General features: G+C 40.0%; 17 protein-coding genes. 2 read left to right on the top strand and 15 right to left on the bottom strand.

What is annotated here, in order from left to right; genetic code table 11:
- The first annotated feature begins 70 nt into the window (after positions 1-70).
- Positions 71-946: a pseudouridine synthase gene (locus HCG49_RS05960; RefSeq protein ID WP_168468627.1), complete on the top strand. Its 876-nt coding sequence runs from the start codon at positions 71-73 to the stop codon at positions 944-946.
- Between the two features lie 127 nt (positions 947-1,073).
- The gene (locus tag HCG49_RS05955) at positions 1,074-1,640 is read left to right on the top strand and encodes a hypothetical protein (RefSeq protein ID WP_168468626.1); all 567 of its coding nucleotides are present in this window, start codon (positions 1,074-1,076) and stop codon (positions 1,638-1,640) included.
- Positions 1,641-1,840: 200 nt separating this feature from the next.
- Here HCG49_RS05955 and argH read toward each other — a convergent pair whose 3' ends face one another.
- The 15 genes from argH to HCG49_RS05880 all read right to left on the bottom strand — a co-directional run bounded on the left by argH (position 1,841) and on the right by HCG49_RS05880 (position 18,960).
- Entirely contained in the window at positions 1,841-3,127 is a 1,287-nt protein-coding gene (argH, locus tag HCG49_RS05950) for an argininosuccinate lyase (protein ID WP_168468625.1), read from the bottom strand.
- Positions 3,128-3,231: 104 nt separating this feature from the next.
- Entirely contained in the window at positions 3,232-4,296 is a 1,065-nt protein-coding gene (locus HCG49_RS05945; protein ID WP_168468624.1) for a M20 family metallo-hydrolase, read from the bottom strand.
- A gap of 2 nt (positions 4,297-4,298) precedes the next feature.
- A complete protein-coding gene (argB, locus tag HCG49_RS05940) occupies positions 4,299-5,078 on the bottom strand; it encodes an acetylglutamate kinase (protein ID WP_168468623.1) in 780 nt (259 codons plus the stop codon).
- A 46-nt stretch (positions 5,079-5,124) separates the two neighbouring features.
- The gene (locus tag HCG49_RS05935; protein WP_168468622.1) at positions 5,125-6,099 is read right to left on the bottom strand and encodes an acetylornithine carbamoyltransferase; all 975 of its coding nucleotides are present in this window, start codon (positions 6,097-6,099) and stop codon (positions 5,125-5,127) included.
- A gap of 6 nt (positions 6,100-6,105) precedes the next feature.
- A complete protein-coding gene (gene proB / locus HCG49_RS05930) occupies positions 6,106-6,867 on the bottom strand; it encodes a glutamate 5-kinase (RefSeq protein ID WP_168468621.1) in 762 nt (253 codons plus the stop codon).
- 200 nt (positions 6,868-7,067) lie between these two features.
- Positions 7,068-8,195 (bottom strand): aspartate aminotransferase family protein, encoded by a 1,128-nt coding sequence (locus HCG49_RS05925; protein ID WP_168468620.1) that lies wholly within the window; start codon positions 8,193-8,195, stop codon positions 7,068-7,070.
- Positions 8,196-8,247: 52 nt separating this feature from the next.
- The gene (gene proC, locus HCG49_RS05920; RefSeq protein WP_168468619.1) at positions 8,248-9,051 is read right to left on the bottom strand and encodes a pyrroline-5-carboxylate reductase; all 804 of its coding nucleotides are present in this window, start codon (positions 9,049-9,051) and stop codon (positions 8,248-8,250) included.
- Positions 9,052-9,106: 55 nt separating this feature from the next.
- Positions 9,107-10,081: an N-acetyl-gamma-glutamyl-phosphate reductase gene (gene argC, locus HCG49_RS05915; RefSeq protein ID WP_168468618.1), complete on the bottom strand. Its 975-nt coding sequence runs from the start codon at positions 10,079-10,081 to the stop codon at positions 9,107-9,109.
- Positions 10,074-11,264, bottom strand: coding sequence for an argininosuccinate synthase (argG, locus tag HCG49_RS05910; protein WP_168468617.1), 1,191 nt, complete (start codon positions 11,262-11,264; stop codon positions 10,074-10,076). The genes argC and argG overlap by 8 nt, the downstream gene beginning before the upstream one ends.
- 75 nt (positions 11,265-11,339) lie before the next feature.
- The gene (locus tag HCG49_RS05905) at positions 11,340-11,969 is read right to left on the bottom strand and encodes a GNAT family N-acetyltransferase (RefSeq protein ID WP_168468616.1); all 630 of its coding nucleotides are present in this window, start codon (positions 11,967-11,969) and stop codon (positions 11,340-11,342) included.
- 221 nt (positions 11,970-12,190) lie between these two features.
- On the bottom strand, positions 12,191-13,552 hold the full coding sequence (locus HCG49_RS05900) for a mannosyltransferase (RefSeq protein ID WP_168468615.1): 1,362 nt from the start codon (positions 13,550-13,552) through the stop codon (positions 12,191-12,193).
- Positions 13,553-13,693: 141 nt separating this feature from the next.
- Complete coding sequence (locus HCG49_RS05895) at positions 13,694-15,178, bottom strand: cellulose synthase family protein (protein ID WP_168468614.1); 1,485 nt, start codon at positions 15,176-15,178, stop codon at positions 13,694-13,696.
- Between the two features lie 2 nt (positions 15,179-15,180).
- Entirely contained in the window at positions 15,181-15,870 is a 690-nt protein-coding gene (locus tag HCG49_RS05890; RefSeq protein WP_168468613.1) for a glycosyltransferase family 2 protein, read from the bottom strand.
- Positions 15,871-16,023: 153 nt separating this feature from the next.
- The gene (locus HCG49_RS05885; protein ID WP_168468612.1) at positions 16,024-17,604 is read right to left on the bottom strand and encodes a 4Fe-4S binding protein; all 1,581 of its coding nucleotides are present in this window, start codon (positions 17,602-17,604) and stop codon (positions 16,024-16,026) included.
- A 9-nt stretch (positions 17,605-17,613) separates the two neighbouring features.
- Entirely contained in the window at positions 17,614-18,960 is a 1,347-nt protein-coding gene (locus HCG49_RS05880) for an NAD(P)/FAD-dependent oxidoreductase (RefSeq protein ID WP_168468611.1), read from the bottom strand.
- Positions 18,961-19,129: the final 169 nt, after the last annotated feature.

Genomic DNA, 19,129 nt, shown 5'->3' with positions numbered 1-19,129 from the left:
AAGGAATAAACGCCACAATAGCAATATCATATTGTTTCCTTTGCTACCTTTGCAATAAATAAAAGTACATATGAGTAGGTCAGAATCTAATAATGACAAAAAGGCTTCAGGTAGACAGGGAGGAAATTTCAAGAAAAAGAGCCATGCCAGGGGAAACGCCCCTTTAGGAAAGAGAAATGCGAGGGGGAATGCCCCAATAGAAAAGAAGGAAGCGCCAAAAAGGCCTTCAGATCCGAATACAATGAGATTAAATAGATATGTGGCGAATTCTGGGGTTTGTTCTAGAAGGGATGCCGATATTTATATCTCTGCAGGGAGTGTAACGGTGAACGGAAAACCTATTACTGAAATGGGTTTTAAAGTAAAACTTACCGATGAAGTAAAGTTTGATGGTCGTTTATTGAATCCAGAGAAAAGAGAATATGTATTATTAAACAAGCCAAAGGATTTTGTAACCTCGTCCAAGGATGAAAGAGGAAGAAGAACTGCGGCTTCGTTAATATCGAGTGCTTCAAAATCTAAACTTTCCATCGTTGGAAAAATGGATAATTTGACCACAGGTTTAGTTTTGTTCACCAATGATGGCGAACTTACCAAAAGGCTTACCACGCCAAAAAATGGCTTGCGTAAAATATTTCATGTAGAACTAAACAAGAATTTAAGAGGAGAAGACCTTCTTAAAATTAAGGAAGGGATCATGGTCGATGAAAGTATTGTTAGAGTTGATGACATTAGTTTTATAGAAAATGCCTCTAAGAAAGAAGTGGGTATTGAGCTTAAGAGCACTAGGAATAACATCGTACGTCGTATTTTTGAGCAACTGGAGTATGAGGTAGTAAAGATGGACCGAGTAGTGTATGCAGGTCTTACTAAAAAAGATTTGCCACGCGGGCATTGGAGATACCTTACCGAGCAGGAAATAATCAATCTTGGTATGATCAGATAATATTCTTTTCAACATATAAAATGCCCTTTGGAGAATTTCTCTAAAGGGCATTTTTATTTTCCCTCCTTGCTGTTTTGAGTACTCTAGATGGACTTGCCATCATTAAATAATTACATATCTTGGAGGCATGAAAAAACTTCTTTTTATTTTATTGGCAGTACCGCTCCAAATGATGGGGCAGGAGGTGCCGGGATCTGTTCAATTTTGGAATTCGTTAACGACCCATTGTGGCAAGGCATATGAAGGGGTGATTGTGGCAGGAGGCAAGGAAGGCGATGGTTTTACAGGCGAAAAATTGATCATGCACGTTCGTGCCTGTGGCGAAAACGAGATAAGGATACCGTTTTTTGTGGGCGAGGACAAGTCCAGAACTTGGGTGCTTACCAAGGGCGACGATAATTTAATCTTATTAAAACACGACCATAGAAGGAAGGATGGTTCCGATGACGAGGTAACCCAGTACGGCGGACTAAGTACGAACACTGGATTGGCGGGAATACAATTTTTTCCGGCAGACCAGTTTACTTCAAACCTGCTAGCCCATGCCTCTAATAATGTGTGGTGGATTACTTTGGACGATACCTCTTTCACTTATAATCTAAGAAGAATAGGTTCGGATAGATTCTTTTCCGTGAAGTTTGACCTTTCCAAGGAAGTAGACACCCCCAGTGCACCTTGGGGCAGTGAGGACTAATAGGGGGCAGAGGTTTGATCTAAATATAATGCCAAGCCATAAATGCTCCTTATAAGAGACAACTGGCCGTTCGGTAGTTAATTAAGCTGGTATACTAAAATAAGGACGCCAGCCAGGCTTGTTAAAAGTAAAAAGCCCCTTCTTTTTAAAAGAGGGGGCTTTTTATTTTGTGGACAAACCTAGTCTAAATGGTATGGGGATTATTTCCCGGTTATTTTGTCCATTTTTTTGCTGATCTCAGCCAGACATAAATTGCCTAAGCTGCCCTCGTGAGTATGTTTAATATCGCGCTTAGGACTGAAGGTGCCGGCATTTATTTCCTGCCCCATTTGCTTATAAGCATCTCTAAACGGCATTCCGGTCAATACCAATTCATTAAGGGTATCGACACTGAATAGGTAATCGTATTTTGGGTCTTCCAATATACTTTTGTTTACCTTAATTTCCTTTAAGCTAAAGGTAAGGATCTCTAAACATGCCTTTAAATCCTGAATAGCGGGTACGATCACTTCTTTTACCAATTGTAGGTCTCTGTGGTAACCACTGGGCAGGTTGTTGGTGATTAGGATCAATTGGTTGGGCACGGACTGTATCTTATTACATTTGGAACGGATCAATTCAAAGACATCCGGATTTTTCTTGTGTGGCATTATACTCGACCCCGTGGTAAGCTCATCGGGGAAGGAGATAAAATCAAAATTCTGGCTCATATAGAGGCAGATATCCATGGACATTTTAGAAAGGGTAGCAGCGATACTGCTCATTCCGAAGGCGGCAGCCTTTTCTACTTTTCCACGCCCCATTTGAGCGGCTACAACATTGTATTTCATAGCTTGGAAACCCAATTCCTCGGTAGTGAAATTACGGTCTATAGGGAAAGAACTACCGTATCCTGCAGCACTTCCCAAAGGATTCTGATCGGCAACCTTATAGGCGGCATCTACAAAATAAAGATCGTCTATTAAACTTTCGGCATAGGCAGAAAACCAAAGTCCGAAGGAAGAAGGCATGGCTATTTGCAAATGGGTATAGCCAGGTAATAGCGTTTCCTTATGGGTTTCGGCAAGTTGAAGCAATAAATCGAAAAGGATTTTTGTTTCTTCCTTTATTTCTGAGAGTTCATTTTTCAGGTATAAATGCATGGCTACCAAAACCTGGTCGTTACGAGAACGTGCCATATGAATTTTTTTACCGGTATCGCCCAATTTTTCAATGAGGAGATATTCAATTTTAGAATGCATATCTTCAAAAGAATCCTCAATGGTAAAATCGCCATTGGCTATAGTCACAGCTATATTGTCCAATTCCTGTACCAAAGATTCAGATTCCGTTGCAGTCAACAAGCCTATCTTTCCAAGCATTTTGGCATGTGCCTTAGAGGCAATCACATCGTATTTTGCTAAAAGTAGGTCCAACTCCCTATCGTTCCCTACGGTAAAATGGTCTATTTTTTTATCGGTGCTAAATCCTTTATCCCAAAGTTTCATGTTTTCTATACTTTTTATTATCGTTTCGGATGCTACCGAAACCGACAGATTACTCTAATTTCTTATGGCTCACTATTGCTTAAAAAGTGATTATTGCCTACTTGTTATTGTAAAAATCCTTCAAGGATCTTTATATACAACGCTACTCCTTCTTTTATTTCTTCGACATAAATAAACTCATTTGCCGAGTGAGAACGCGTACTATCACCAGGCCCCAATTTTAGGGATTGGCAGGTTAAGGTAGCTTGGTCCGATAGGGTAGGTGAGCCGTAGGTAGTACGGCCTAAAGCTATACCAGACAGTACCAAGGGATGGGCTTTGTCTATAGAAGACGAATTTAGGCGCAAAGAGCGGGGTTTTACTTCGCAAGGCGCCTCTTTGGTCAATATATCGGCGATTTCCTTGTTGGTATAACAGTCATTGACCCTAACGTCTATTACCAAGTCTATATGTGCAGGAACAACATTGTGTTGGCTTCCTCCATTAATCTGGGTAACGGTAAGTTTTACCTCGCCCAATACCTCGGAGACCTTTGGGAAGCGATAGTCCTTAAACCATTGCAAGACCTCTATGGTATTGTAAATAGCGTTGTTGTTATTGGGGTGTGCTGCATGCGAAGGGGTTCCGCTTACCTTGCCTTCAAAAACAACCAAGCCTTTTTCTGCAATGGCCAAATTCATCAGGGTAGGTTCCCCAACAATAGCAACATCAATTTTAGGAAGAATGGGCAGCATACTATTTAATCCGTTAGGACCAGAGCTCTCCTCTTCTGCAGAAGCAACAAGAATAATGTTGTGGTTTAAGTTTTTGGCACTGTAAAAATGCGTAAAGGTAGCTATAAGGGACACTAAACATCCGCCAGCATCATTACTTCCCAGTCCAAATAGTTTTCCGTCCTCAATATGTGGATGAAAAGGGTCTTTGGTATAGGCCGAATTTGGTTTTACGGTATCGTGGTGCGAATTTAAAAGAAGGGTCGGTTTGCTTTCGTCAAAATACTTATTAAAAGCATAGACATTGTTCTTTTCTCTTTTAAAGGGGATGTCGAAACTCTTGAACCATTGTTCTATAGCATCGGCCGTTTTATCTTCTTCAGAGGAAAAAGAAGGAATAGAAATGAGTTCTTTTAATAATTCCAGGGCTTTTTCCGTAAGTATTGTTTGATCCATATTTATAGGGTAATCGTGGTATATAAAGTAGATGAAGGCTGTAGCATGGAAATATCTCCAATACATACTTTGTTCACCTGTTGGTTAAGGGCATGAAAACAGTTTTCTAGTTTTGGTAGCATGCCGTCTGCAATGATGTTGTTTTGTAATAACTCCTGATATTTTTTTGGCTCTATATGGGTTACCACAGAATTTTCATCGGAAATATCCAATAGAACGCCTTTCTTTTCAAAGCAGTAGTAAAGGGTAGTCTCAAATACGCTGCTCATACCTATAGCGATTTCCGAAGCTATGGTATCGGCATTGGTATTTAAAAGCTGTCCTTGTTTGTTGTGGGTAATGGCACAAAAGACGGGGGTAAAATCTGCCTTCAGCAATTTTTCAATCGCAGCGGTATTCACCTTTTCTACATCCCCGGCAAAACCATAATCGATTTCTTTTACGGGTCTTTTTACAGCTTGTATGGTATTGCCATCGGCACCACTGAGGCCTATGGCATTGGTGCCTTTAGCTTGTAGTTGTGCTACAATATTTTTGTTGGCCAAGCCACCGTACACCATGGTGATGACCTTTAGGCTTTCCTTATCGGTGATTCTTCTTCCTCCGACCATTTGGGAGGTTATTCCTAGTTGTTCTGCAATTTGCGTGGCTAATTTTCCGCCACCGTGCACCAATATTTTAGCGCCTTTTAGTTCCGAAAAGAAATCTAGAAATTTATGGAGTTCAGCTTCGTTTTCGATTACGTTGCCGCCAATTTTTACAATGGATAGTTTTGGTTTCATCGCCTTGCCTTAATATGCTCCCGGAGGAGTAATTACTAATATGTTCTTATTTCTCTGTATTCAAATCATTGGTAGCTGTGCTCTGCAGTCCTTCCAATAATTTTTTCAACACTATTTGTGCTGCATAGGTCCTGTTATTGGCTTGTTCTATAACAAGCGATTGGGAACTGTCCAGTACCTCATCGGCTACGACGATATTTCTCCTAACAGGTAAACAGTGCATAAATTTGGCATTGCCCAGTTTTTTGGCGTTCATGGTCCATTTCGGATCTTGATTTAACACCTTACCATAATCCTTATAATTGCTCCAGTTCTTCACGTAAACAAAATCGGCTCCTTCCAAGGCTTTTTCTTGGTCGTATTCTATTTTGGCACCTTTGGTCACTTCCGGGCTAAGTTCATAACCTTCAGGATGGGTAATAACAAAATCGGCATCTTGTAAATGCATCATTTCTACAAAAGAATTGGCCACGGCATGGGGCAGCGCCTTAGGGTGTGGTGCCCATGAAAGGACAACCTTGGGTTTTGCCTTGGTATTTTGCTCGGATAGGGTAATAGCATCTGCTAGGGACTGTAGCGGATGGCCCACAGAGCTTTCCATATTAACGACGGGGATACCGGCATATTTTTTAAAGCCGTTCAATACAACTTCTGCCTCGTCTTTTTCTCTGTCCGTTAGGGAAGCAAAAGCTCTAATAGCTACAATATCGCAATACTGGGCTACTACCTGTGCCGCTTCCTTAATATGTTCAGAGGTACCTTGGTCCATGACGGTACCATCGCCGTATTCCAACGCCCAACCTTCGCTGCCAAAATTCATGACAATAACCTCCATGCCTAAATTCATAGCGGCCTTTTGGGTACTAAGACGGGTTCTTAAACTATTGTTGAAAAAAAGAAGGCAGATGGTTTTGGCGGCGCCAAGGGATTTATATTGAAGTGGATTTGCCTTTAATGATTTTGCCTCTGCTACCCAATTGGGCAGTGAATCTATATCTTTTAAGGATAAATAATGTTCCATTGTAACTTATATTATTTTAGTAAAAGCGCTTTGGTTTCCCATAGCGTTGATGATAAAATTATCTTTAAGACCGTTTACGATCCATGTTTCTATTTCGGCGTTCCTAGCAATGGTCGCCGCTTCTATTTTAGATTGCATACCTCCGGTACCAAGAGAAGATTTTTCCGAGCTGACCTCTTTCTGTAATTCACTCAGACTGCTCACCAGCTCAATGGTTTTCGGATCTTTGTTGGTTATGGAATCTTTGGTGTACACACCGTCCGTATTGGTTGCTATGATCAGTAAATCGACCTTTAAAAGCGATGCGGTAAGGGCGGCCAATTTATCATTGTCCCCAAACTGTATCTCATCGGTAGCCACCGTGTCGTTTTCATTAATAATAGGGATAAAATTATTGGCTACCAAAACACTGATGGTATTGCAAATGTTTTCCTTGGATACTTCCTTCTCAAAATCTGAATACGACAAAAGACATTGTGAGGTAAATAATCCCAATTCCCTAAAATTTTCTTGAAAAATACGCATTAAATGGGGTTGACCAATAGCTGCCAAGGCTTGTTTTACGGTTATTTCCTGTCCGTTGTGTTCTAGTTTTACAAACTGTTTGGCCGCAGCGATGGCTCCAGAACTTACAATGATAAACTCGTACTCGTCCTTTAATTGGGCTATTTGTCTACCAATATCCTCGATTTTCCCACGAGAAATATGATTGGTTTCCTTGGTGAGGGTGTTGGACCCTATTTTTAATAAAATGCGTTTTTTCTTCATTTTTTCCATGGCTCCTGTATCTTCTTAGGTGGCTTCTGATCTTTTTATCCGTGCATTCTGAAAGATGGAGAGGATAGGGCAACAAGACCGAAACCTTTCATTGATTATACTCTAATGGTTGGCCGATAGCTGGGCTGATAAGGCTAGCCATTGGCCAAGGTAAGGGTATTGCGTTCAGTACGCCTGTTGTAACCATACACCTATACCAATTCTGTTTTAAGGGCTTCAAAAAACAGGTCTAAATTTTCTCTGGTAATATTTAGGGCAGGTAGTATTCTAAGCACGTGCTTGTCACTAGCGCCACCGGTAAATATAAATTGGTTGTGAATTAATTTTTTGCGCAGTTCCGCAACTTCAAAATCAAATTCTAATCCCAACATTAGTCCCATTCCTTTGACCCGCTTTACTTGAGGTATCGTGGCAGCCTTTTCTTTAAAATATTCGAAAAGTTGGGCAGAATTTTCTATTAAATTTTCTTTTTCCAAGACTTCCAAAACTGCCAATCCTGCGGCACATGCCAAATGATTACCGCCAAAAGTAGTTCCTAAAAGCCCATAAGAAGCCTCGATGCTTTTATGAATAAGAACTCCGCCAATAGGGAAACCGTTCCCCATTCCTTTGGCAATGGTGATAATATCGGGCTGGATGCCAAAATGTTGAAAGGCAAAAAACTTACCGCTTCGTCCGTAGCCACATTGAACTTCGTCGGCTATAAGGATAACCTCGTGTTCCTTGCATAAGGAAGCTATATTTTGATAGAACTCCTGTGATGGTTGGTCTAAACCTCCGACGCCCTGAATCGATTCTAAAATAACTCCACAGACATCGCCCTTGCCGATTTCGGTTTTAAAGGCCTCCAAGTCTTCGAAGGGAAGAATCGTTACTTTTTGCTGTTTGTTTAAAGGTGCGTTTATTTTTTCGTTGTCCGTAGCGGCTACTGCTGCAGAAGTACGTCCGTGAAAACCATTTTTAAAAGCAATTACCCTAGATTTTCCTGTTTTAAAAGAAGCTAATTTCAAGGCATTTTCGTTGGCTTCGGCCCCAGAATTGCAAAGGAATAAATTATAGTCTTCACAGCTAGAAAGAGCCCCTAATTTATGGGCCAATTCTACTTGGATAGGGTTTTGTACCGCATTGCTATAGAAGCCAATTTTGTCTAATTGGTCTTTTAAGCGGTTCACATAGTGAGGGTGCGAATGCCCTATGGAAATAACGGCATGACCACCATAAAAATCCAAATATTCCTGGCCTTTGTCATCAGTAACTATAATTCCTTTGGCAGAAACCGGAGTTACGTTATATAGGGGGTAAACGTCAAATAATTCCATGAGTAATATTGCTATTTATATTATGATTGATTAGAGGCTAATGTTTGCCAAATTAATTGGGTTGGTTTTTTTTTATGTCACTGATTTTTTCAAAGGAAGTCACGATCCCTCTGATTAAAGAAGAGCTTAAACCTTGGTGTTCCATTTCGTTTAGTCCAGATATGGTACAGCCTTTAGGGGTAGTAACCCTATCGATCTCCTTTTCCGGATGGCTTTCAGATTCTATGAGCAAGCTTGCGGCCCCATTACAGGTATACATGGCCAACTCCTGGGCTTCCTTGGCATCGAAACCTAATTGGATGGCACCTTGAGTGGTAGCACGGATCAATCGCATCCAGAAAGCAATCCCGCTAGCACATATGACCGTAGCGGCCTGCATTTGGTCTTCTGGAATCTGCATAGAATGCCCCATTCTGTTAAAAATTGCCAGGGCCAGATCTACTCTTTTAGTGCCTTTTTGATTGCAACAAATACAAGTCATCGATTTTCCTACGGAAATAGCCGTATTGGGCATGGCTCGGATAATGTAATTGTCCGCTCCTATAATGGATTCTATCTTTTCAATACTAAATCCGGTGATGGTAGAAATAATAACGTGTTTATCCGTGATAAGGTCCTTTACCTCTTCCAAAATCTTTACAAAATGCCCAGGTTGTACCGCAAAAATTAGGATATCCGATTTTTCTACGGCCTCCCTATTGTTTGTGGAGGTAGTGACTATACCATACTTTTCGTAAGGCTGTAGGCTTTCTACATTTCTTTTGGTTAAAAACATGGTTGTGGCCCCATTAGAATTTAAAATTCCTTTGGCGATGGACAATCCTAAATTTCCCGCCCCAATTATGGCTATTTTCATTTGATGCTCTTAGTTGTTGTGATGATTGGTTTTCAATGGTCGGTTTGTGGGTGTTTTAAAAAACACCGGCCTTCAACTGTAAGCCTTCCGTTTCTTTAAATCCGAAGATCAGGTTCATATTATGTACTGCCTGCCCCGATGCTCCTTTTAATAAATTATCGATGGCCGAGGTAATCAACAAGGTATCGTTATACTTGTGCAAATGCACATGGCATTGGTTGGTATTGACCACTTGTTTTAGATTGATCTCGTTATCGGTCACTTGGGTAAAAGCAGCATCCTTGTAAAAATCGTTGTACAATTCATAAGCTTCTTCCAAGCTGCCTTCAAAATGGGTGTAGGCAGTTGCTAAGATCCCTCTTGTAAAATCTCCCCTGTTCGGTAGAAAAAACAATTCGCCCGTATGGGGCTGTAAGCTGTGTAAGCTCTCGTTTATTTCTCCCAAATGCTGGTGCGTAAAGGGTTTGTACCAAGAAACGTTGTTGTTTCTCCAGCTAAAGTGCGAGGTAGGCGATAGGCTTACTCCGGCACCAGTACTTCCGGTAACGGCATTTACATGTACCGCTTGGTTTAGTAAATTAGCCTTGGCCAAAGGCAATAATGCCAATTGGATAGCCGTGGCAAAACAGCCAGGGTTAGCAATATGCTTGGCTTTTTTAATATCTTCTTTGCGGAGTTCCGGCAAACCGTATACAAAAGTCTTGTCGTTTAGGACAGCATCTGCGGCCAATCTAAAATCATTGCTTAAATCAATAATTCTAGTGGTTTCGGAAAATTCGTTTTCAGTGATAAATTTGGTAGAATTCCCATGCCCAAGGCATAGGAAAACGACATCTACATTCTTGTTAACTTCGCCGGTGAACACAAGATCGGTAACTCCCAATAGGTCGGGGTGTGCCCCAGATACTTGTTTTCCTGCTCTAGTAGTACTATATACAAAGTCTATCGTAACTTCTGGGTGGTTTAAAAGGATCCTAATAAGCTCTCCACCAGTATAGCCCGATCCGCCAATGATACCTGCTTTAATCATGATTTTGGTTTACGTGGTTATAAATTTTCCCAGAGTTAGAAAGTATTTTAATAAAGCCTTTGGCATCATCTGACGTCCAACCTTTGTTCATTTCACCATAACTGCCAAAAGTGGCATTCATCAAATCGTGAGAGGAATCTATACCGTTTAATTCAAATCTATATGGGTGTAGGGTAACATATACATCACCAGAAACATTTTTCTGAGTATCGGTCAAGAAAGCCTCAATATTTCTCATTACCTCGTCCAAGTAATTTCCTTCGTGCAATAGCATACCGTAGAAATTCCCTTGTTGTTCCTTTTGGAATTGTTGCCATTTGGTCAAGGTGTGTTTTTCTAATAGGTGATGTGCTTTGATGATAATCAAGGATGCAGGAGCTTCAAATCCGACTCTTCCCTTGATACCAATAATAGTGTCGCCTACATGGATATCTCTCCCGATGGCATATTTAGAAGCTATAGCCTCTAATTTAACGATGTTGTTCACAGGAGTATCGTTCTCCCCATCTATGGCAATTAATTCTCCTTTGTTAAAAGAAAGTTTTAATTGCTGGGCCTCAGTTTCCTGTAATTGGCTTGGGTAAGCATTATCAGGTAACGATTTGTGCGATGTAAGGGTTTCATCACCTCCAACGGATGTTCCCCAAAGCCCTCTGTTAATAGAGTATTTAGCTTTTTCCCAAGGATAATCTACACCATTTTCTTTTAGATAGGCGATTTCTACTTCTCTTGACAATTGATTGTCACGGATAGGAGTGATAATTTCTATTTCTGGGGCAATGATCTGAAAAATCATATCGAACCTCACCTGGTCGTTTCCTGCACCAGTACTTCCGTGGGCAATATATTTTGCGCCAACTTTCTTTGCGTAATTGACAATCTCAATAGCCTGTACAATTCGCTCTGCACTTACCGATAGAGGATAGGTGTTATTTTTTAAAACATTCCCAAAAATAAGGTACTTTACTACCTTGTCATAAAAGGTCTGTACGGCATCGATAGAAGTATATGAAGTGGCCCCTAATTCTAAAGCCTTTTGATGGATAGTGTCTATTTCTTCTTTGGAAAAACCACCGGTATTTACACTTACGGCATGTACTTCAAATCCTTTGTCTTTAGATAAATATTTGGCACAGTAAGATGTATCTAATCCACCGCTATAGGCTAAAACTAATTTCTTCATTTTTCTTGTAGCTTTTTTTATTCTTTTATAATTTGGTTCAATAAGATAGGTCGCTCCTTGGTTAGGAGGATTTTATCAAGAGGTTGTTTTTTTCTTCAAAAAAAGAGATTCCTTAATACTTTTCAATCTTGTAAAGGCTTTGGAATTTACCTTTTCCTTCTCCTTTTCTTTTTCCTTTTCTTTCAAACTCGGATCGTAAAGCATGCCGGTACACAGGCACATTTTTTGTTCTGTTCTAGTAAGGATATCGAAGTTTTTACAAGTTTGACAGCCTTTCCAGAACTCGGGGTCATTGGTAAGCTCTGAAAATGTTACCGGTTTATAACCCAACTCATAATTCATTTTCATTACCGCTAGACCAGTGGTAATTCCAAAAATCTTGGCATTGGGGAATTTTTTTCTCGAGAGTTCAAAAATTTCCTTTTTAATCATTTTCGCCAGACCTTGATTTCTGTAGTCTGGATGAACAATAAGTCCGGAATTAGCAACAAATTTTTCGTGTCCCCAAACTTCTATATAGCAGAAACCGGCAAATTTATCGCCATCAAGGGCAATAACAGCATTGCCGTTTTGCAACCTTTTTTGTACATATTCGGGAGTCCTTTTAGCAATACCAGTACCCCTTACTCTTGCAGATTCTGCAATGGTATCACAAATGACTTCGGCATATTTAAAATGCGACTCGTTAGCAATTACAATCTTCATTGAATGTTGCTTTAAATTAAAATTAAAATTATTTGTTGGTTTTTCGAGAGGGGAAATGGACACACCTATTTCCATGAAAGTATTGCACCCTTACGGGCGGCGACGTGTAGGCGTAAATGAATAAGTAAGGTTAGTAACCCCCTTAAAATTAAATATGTGCTTGTTGTTATTCATTGTTAATTCAAAAGTACAAATAATATTGTACCAACAAGAAGAATGAATTAAATTTTACGAAATATTGTCTTTTTGTTATATGCTTTAATAATTTCATAAAGCATAAAACCATAAATTGCTATATACTCAACGATTAAGATAATTTTATGCTCCTTATAATCGGGATTCGAGTAGGTCCAATAGCTTAAAAACACAAAAAATGACCATATAAGGGGATGTTTAAGGTCTGTAAATAAGCAAGTTAGCACTAAAAACACAATATACCATGGGTGCACTGTGGTGGCCAATAGGTAATATATGCTTAAAATCCATACCATGGAGGTGAAGAGGGTGGGGGTCTTTTTATTATCGGCCAAAAAGGTGAATAGGCCTACTACGGTGATAACGATAGGAGGCGTTATTTTTCCATATACCTTGATAAGTTCCCAGGGCTTGGCGTCAAAAGAAACGGCTATGTGTTTCACAAGATTGTACAATCCGGCATTAAACTCAAAATTGGAAAACCAAAGTCCAATAGTCTGGGCGTAGTTCTCTAGAAATTGTACGCTGAAAAAAGGAAAGAAGAACAAAACGGAAACTCCAGCCACAAGACTGTAAAAAACCAGGCTTTTCTTTAGCCCCAAATGCTTTATAAAAAGGGGAAGGAATATTATAGGTACCAATTTTACGGCGATGGACATGGCGTATATCGGGGCAGCAATCTTCCATTTTTTGTTGTGTAAAAGATACATAGACCATATAAAAAAGAATAACATTACTCCTTCGAAATGAAGGTTCCCCGTTAATTCTAGGATAATCAAGGGATTTAAGAAATACCAAAAAATAAGATGTACGGGTTTGTTCAGTTTAAGGAGTAATAAACGGCCAAAATAAAGAATGCCTATATCGGCAAGAATTATAAAAACGCGCATAATGAGTAGGGAGCCGGCAATGCTTTTTCCTGATAATAAGGAGGAGATCGCAAAAATAAACTGGTTTAATGGAGGGTAGTTGCTATAATTGGAAGCACTGAGTTCGCCCATTCCTACTACTAATTGTTGGGCCTTGTTTAAGCTAAAGTCTTCCTGCGCAATAAGATCTATTGGCAGATGTAAATATGGGTTTAGTCCTTGGACAATAAGGTTGCCGTCCCAGATAAACCTAAAAAAGTCCTGTGACAGATTGGGAGTGGCCCCAAGAAAAATAAGCCTAAAAATAATCCCGGTAATCACAAGGAACCTAAAGTTCCACTTTTCGAACTGTATGAGTTTGTAGCAGAAAAAAAATAGTCCTGCGAAAAGGGTAATCAGCTTAGTGAAATCCTTCCGGTCCAAATCGTAGGCGAAGCTAGTGTAGAGAAGGATACTAACAATCGCAAATAGGATTGGAAATTTATGAAGGTTCCAATAAGTGATGATTTTATGAAACATAAAAAAGATTTAAAATCAACCGAGTCTTGTGTGCTACTCGGTCAAATTTAAATCTTTTTTTATTAGGAATCCCACTTCTTTCGCCCTCGCTTATAGAGGAAAGGGTGAGCTGATATTTTTCTTCTTCTTACAAAGCCATGTTTAGGCTTTTGAAGTAAGCGATTTGAAAAATACAAAACCAAAACCTAGGAACAACATAAAGTGGAACGGAAAAAGTCCAAAGTCGTTCAAAGGGATGGCGCTATACATTCCAAATAGGAAATAAATCATTAATGCGGCCTCTAAGATCATGTTTGGCGAAAGCTTTTTAGCCAAGTATTTGTTGCCCTTCCAAGTATCGGTTAAATTATTGATGTTGAATTTAGGGGTTCTTACAAATTCACTGCGTTTACCCATATGGCCTTCGATAACGGCCATGGAGTTGTGCAATGAAAATCCGAGGGCTACCGAGAAAAATGTAAAGAACAGCTTTATGTAATCTATGAATTTCTCAAAGCTACTTCCTTGTATGCTCTTATAAGTAAACCAATAACATACGAATAAGATCACGGTACTAACGATAAAGAAACTAGTGGCTTCAAAGATCCATGCCAAGTGACCAAAAATATTTTTTATATATAGCATCGGAATACTTAAGACCGCTACTATAAAAACACAAAGGAACATAGAGCTGTTAAGCAAGTGCATTACTCCGTGGAACTTGGTCTTAAAGGAAATGTTCTTAGAGGTAATAACCTTCCACACTGTTTTTCTAAAGTTTTCGGCCCCACCTTTATTCCATCGGAACTGTTGAGAACGCGCAGCACTGATTACAACTGGAAGTTCAGCTGGAGTTTCTACGTCTTCTAAATATTTAAATTTCCAATTCTTTAATTGTGCTCTGTAGCTAAGGTCCAAATCCTCCGTTAAGGTGTCGCCCTCCCAGTTTCCAGCATCCAGAATACATTCCTTTCTCCAGATACCTGCGGTACCATTAAAGTTAATAAAATGACCTTTTGCATTTCTTCCTACCTGTTCCAAGGTAAAATGTGCGTCCAAGGCAAAAGCTTGGATACGGGTCAGGGTAGAGTAATCTCTGTTAATATGGCCCCAACGGGTCTGTACCACTCCGATCTCTTGATCTTTAAAATAGATGACGGTTTTCTTTAACCAATCTCCATCGGGTAAAAAATCGGCATCAAAAATAGCTATGAAATCGCCCTTTGCAATTTTTAAGCCTTCCTTTAAGGCGCCCGCCTTGTATCCTTGTCTATTGGTTCTTCTGATATGGGTAATATCCAATCCGGTAGCTTGTAAGGCTTCAATACGTTTGGCGGTATCTAAAACCGAATCGTCCGTAGAATCGTCCAAAACCTGGATTTCCAGTTTATTGGAAGGGTATTCTATTTTTGCAATATTGTCCAATAAGCGTTCCACAACATACTCTTCGTTGAATATAGGAAGCTGAATGGTGACAAAAGGAATCTCTTTAGGATCAAGAAGATTGTATTTCGGAGCCTCCAGATTTTTTCTTTTGTTGCCCAAGTAGTTAACCAAAAGGTTTAACTGAGCTAGGCTGTAAAAGAAGATCAGCATTAAAGAAATGCTATAGATAGTAATAATGATATAAGTAATTGTTAGTTCCATTTTTATTTTATACTGTATTTAAATATCCAACTTAGGATTTTTGCGCCTGCAAATATAGTTCCTTTTATGGTTCCTGATACTTTTGAGACCCCAATTCTTTTTTTGTAACGTACTGGTACTTCGGTGTATGTAAATTTATTTCTTAAAGCTTTTAACTGCATTTCTACAGTCCACCCATAGGTCTTGTCTTCCATGTTTAAAGCCAAGAGCTTTTGGTATTTAATGGCTCTAAAAGGCCCTAGGTCGGTGTAGGTGGCGTTGAACATCCATTTCATTAGGGTAGTAGCTAAAGCGTTGCCAAACACCTGCTGTGGGGTCATTGAGCCTGCTTCCCGTAATTCTTTGGTTCTTGCTCCAATGACAAAATCAATGTCGTCCTTTAGAATTGGGGCTATAAGTTTGGAAAGTTCTTCTGGGTAGTCAGAATAATCTCCATCCATAAATACAATAATATCGGGAGAACTAGACTGTTCCGAAATATAGTTCATACCGCATAAGCAGGCATAGCCATATCCTCTTTTATTTTCTGTAAGTACCGTCGCGCCTGCTCCTTTGGCATTTATTGCGGTGTTATCGGTAGAATTATTGTTGACTACAATTACTTCGCTAACAAAATCGGGAATATCCTTAATTACCTTGGCAATGGAATCTGATTCATTATATGCCGGAATTATGACTCTAATATCCGTCATTTAAGATTGGGGATTGTTATTTTTCATGCGGCAAAGGTATAAATAGTTTGTTCGATAGATACTTTTTTGATAAAAGTTCTACAGAAAATCCTATGTTTTTTAACAAGGCTAATTCCTTGGATGGGATAGGTAAATTTATATTGCCTTAACCGCCTATTTTTTGTTTAAGAGATCCATTAAATCTACGTCGTTGCCCAAGAGTATTTCGGTCGGATTTATTCTTCCTTTTTCAGGGCCGTTTTCCAATTTTAAAACACCACGGGGACAAACAGCAGCACAAATACCGCAGCCCACACAGCTCGATCTTATGATGTTTTCTCCTTTTTGTGCATAGGCACGTACGTCTATACCCTGCTCGCAATAAGTAGAGCAATTGCCACAGGAAATACACTGGCCTCCATTGGTGGTAATTCTGAATCGCGATTTAAAGCGTTGTACTAATCCTAAATAGGCTGCCAAAGGACATCCAAATCGGCACCATACGCGGTTTCCAAAAATGGGATAAAATCCCGTGCCGATGACCCCCGCGAAAATAGCGCCTATGGCCAGCCCGTACACATTCTGCACACTTTGAGTCCTTATACCCAAAACAGTGCCGCTGCCAGTAAAGAAACTGTATAGGGTCATTAAGGTCATACCTACCACAAAAACCAATACCAAATGTACCAACCAGCGCTCTACTCGCCATGAAAATAAGGATTTACTGGAATGCTGACGGTACGGATCTCCCAATGTTTCGGCCAATCCGCCACAACCACAGACCCAAGAACAATACCAGCGCTTGCCAAAAAAATAGACCATCATGGGGACAGCGATCAGGCTTAGGGCAATACCCCAACCCAAAATAAACAAGCCTATACCACCGCTGGCGATCAGAGATTTTAAATTCCATTGAAAAAAGAAATCGTAATCTAAGGGGAAGATGTTTTTAAAATCATAATAAGGCATCTGTAGACGTACCATTATTTCCGGGATAAGGAAGGCAAATACAATTTGAAAAAATAAAACGGAGGTCGTCCGTAACATCTGGTACGCATTATGTCTGTACTTAATATACATTCGGACCGCCATGACCGTCATCACCGTGCAATACATAAAACCGTACACAAACCAGTGGCCAGCTTCATTGCCGCTTAAGGAAAAGCTGATAGGGTCTACCAAGAATGTCCAGTTAACTGCAAATTGTGGACGGAAGTATAATACCAGATAAAAGGTGACCAAAAAAACAAATACCATCCAGGCAATCCAGCCCCTATTGGTAGCGTTTTGCAGATAGATGCCATTGTTTTTAATGCCTTTTTTTCCCAATAGAATCACATTTGGCAGTATAAATAGTAAGGCCCCGATGATTCCTAAACCAAAGGTGAGCCACCACATAAGGCCTTTGTTGTCAACAATAAAACCATTGGCAGACTTTTTTGCGATAAGCGCCGTCAAATCGTGGGCACTAGTATAAATAACTTTATTGTACTCCTTGTTTTTGCGGTGATAAGCATTCGCCTGCTCTAAGTTGGTAGCAATTTTGGGCGATAAGGAGAGCAAACCAGAAAATTCCTTTCCAACCACCGTAGAGTGAAGCTTGTCTAGAAATATCTCACTGTTTATATTTTTTTCCTGGGCTATGGTGTCCAAAGTGGTTTTGGAAAGTTCAAAGGAACCAACAAAAGGCAGGAGGGAGAATATGGTTAGGCCAAGTAAAAATATGAATAGACCTATGTTTTGTATCGTTTTCATGATGGTGTTTTATGCGTTGCTAAAAATGCGTTTCCAGCTTTTCTTTTTTGGCCTAAGCGAAGTGTTATATTCCTTATTATAGCTAGAAATGATGGCAGCTTCGTAGGACTTATAAAACTCTGGGTCAAAGTTGGCGTCTTTTAAGTGAATAAGGACGTGGTCTATAGCTCGTTTCTCGGTCAGCCAACGATCTATGACATCGTGCCTCATTCGAATGCCAAAGGTATTGATCCCTAAAAATTGTTTACTGTCTTTATGAAAGGCCATGGTAATACATATCTTTTCCTTCTCATGTCTCCAATGAAAATGGGTCTCCTCTGCTGGCTTCCCTTTATTGCCATGAACCCAACCATAGGTTTGGTATTCTATATCGAGAAATTTGGCAGAATTAAACCAATGCCCCGGATTGTACGGCATTTTATTGCCGCAAACTGTCTGGGCAACTACCTCGCCCATCATTCTACCGGTATACCAAACGGCCTCTATAGCCCTTCGGTTGCCAATAGCCTGGTGCTGCTCTGCACAATCCCCAATGGCATAAATATTGGGAATATTGGTCTCTAGAAACTGGTTGACCTTTACTCCTTTGCCCAGGGTTATTCCAGAATCTTTTAGGAAATCTATATTAGGGGTAACCCCGGGAGCAAGGCCTACAAAATTGCAGGCAATGGTTTCCCCATTATCTGTGGTAACAGCTTTTACCCTGCCAAATTCATCAGGGATTATGGATACAAGATTGGTGCTTAGCCGTAAATCTATATGATGTTCCAAAATATGCTCGTTAATCATTTGCGATTCGCCCAGAGGCAGTACATTGCTCCAATAGCTGTCTTCCCGCACTAAAAAAGTAACAGGAATATCTCTAGAACGAAGCATTTCGGCCATTTCGATCCCTATTAGGCCCCCTCCAACAATTACGGCCCTGGTGCAAATTTCCTTGTTGGGGGCCAAGGCTTCCATAGTTTCTAGGTCTTGCTTGGAATATAGGCCTTGAACACCTAGTAAATCCTGTCCTGGCCACCCATATTTACTGGTCTTAGAACCAGTGGCGATGATTAATTTGTCATAAGGGACCTCCTGGGAATCCTGAAGGTGTATGGTATTGTTGCTAATGTCTACACGAACTACGAGGCCATTGATCAGGGCGATCCTGTTTTTTTTCCAAAACCAATCTTCATAAGGCTTAAGATGATCGAACTTCATATGTCCCATGTACACGTACATTAATGCCGTACGAGAAAAAAAATGGTCGGATTCTGAGGAGATCACCGTGATTTTTTTATCGGACTGTTTTCGGATATGTCGCGCCGCAGTAATGCCTGCAATACCATTACCAATAATAACAATATGTTCCATAGGTGTATACTTCTAGTGTATGGGTCGCTAATAAAGTTAGAAACTTAATTTTAAACCGTAATTTAGAGACAATAAAACAATTTTAGGGTGTCGGCTATTAAATAGGTCTAGATTTCTAGGTCAAATATACCTGCTGCCATTTTACTTTTTGGGAAAATAAAGTTAAAGA

Source organism: Arenibacter sp. 6A1 (assembly GCF_012272855.1).
Lineage (GTDB): Bacteria > Bacteroidota > Bacteroidia > Flavobacteriales > Flavobacteriaceae > Arenibacter.
This window is presented reverse-complemented; position numbering and strand designations above follow the sequence as displayed.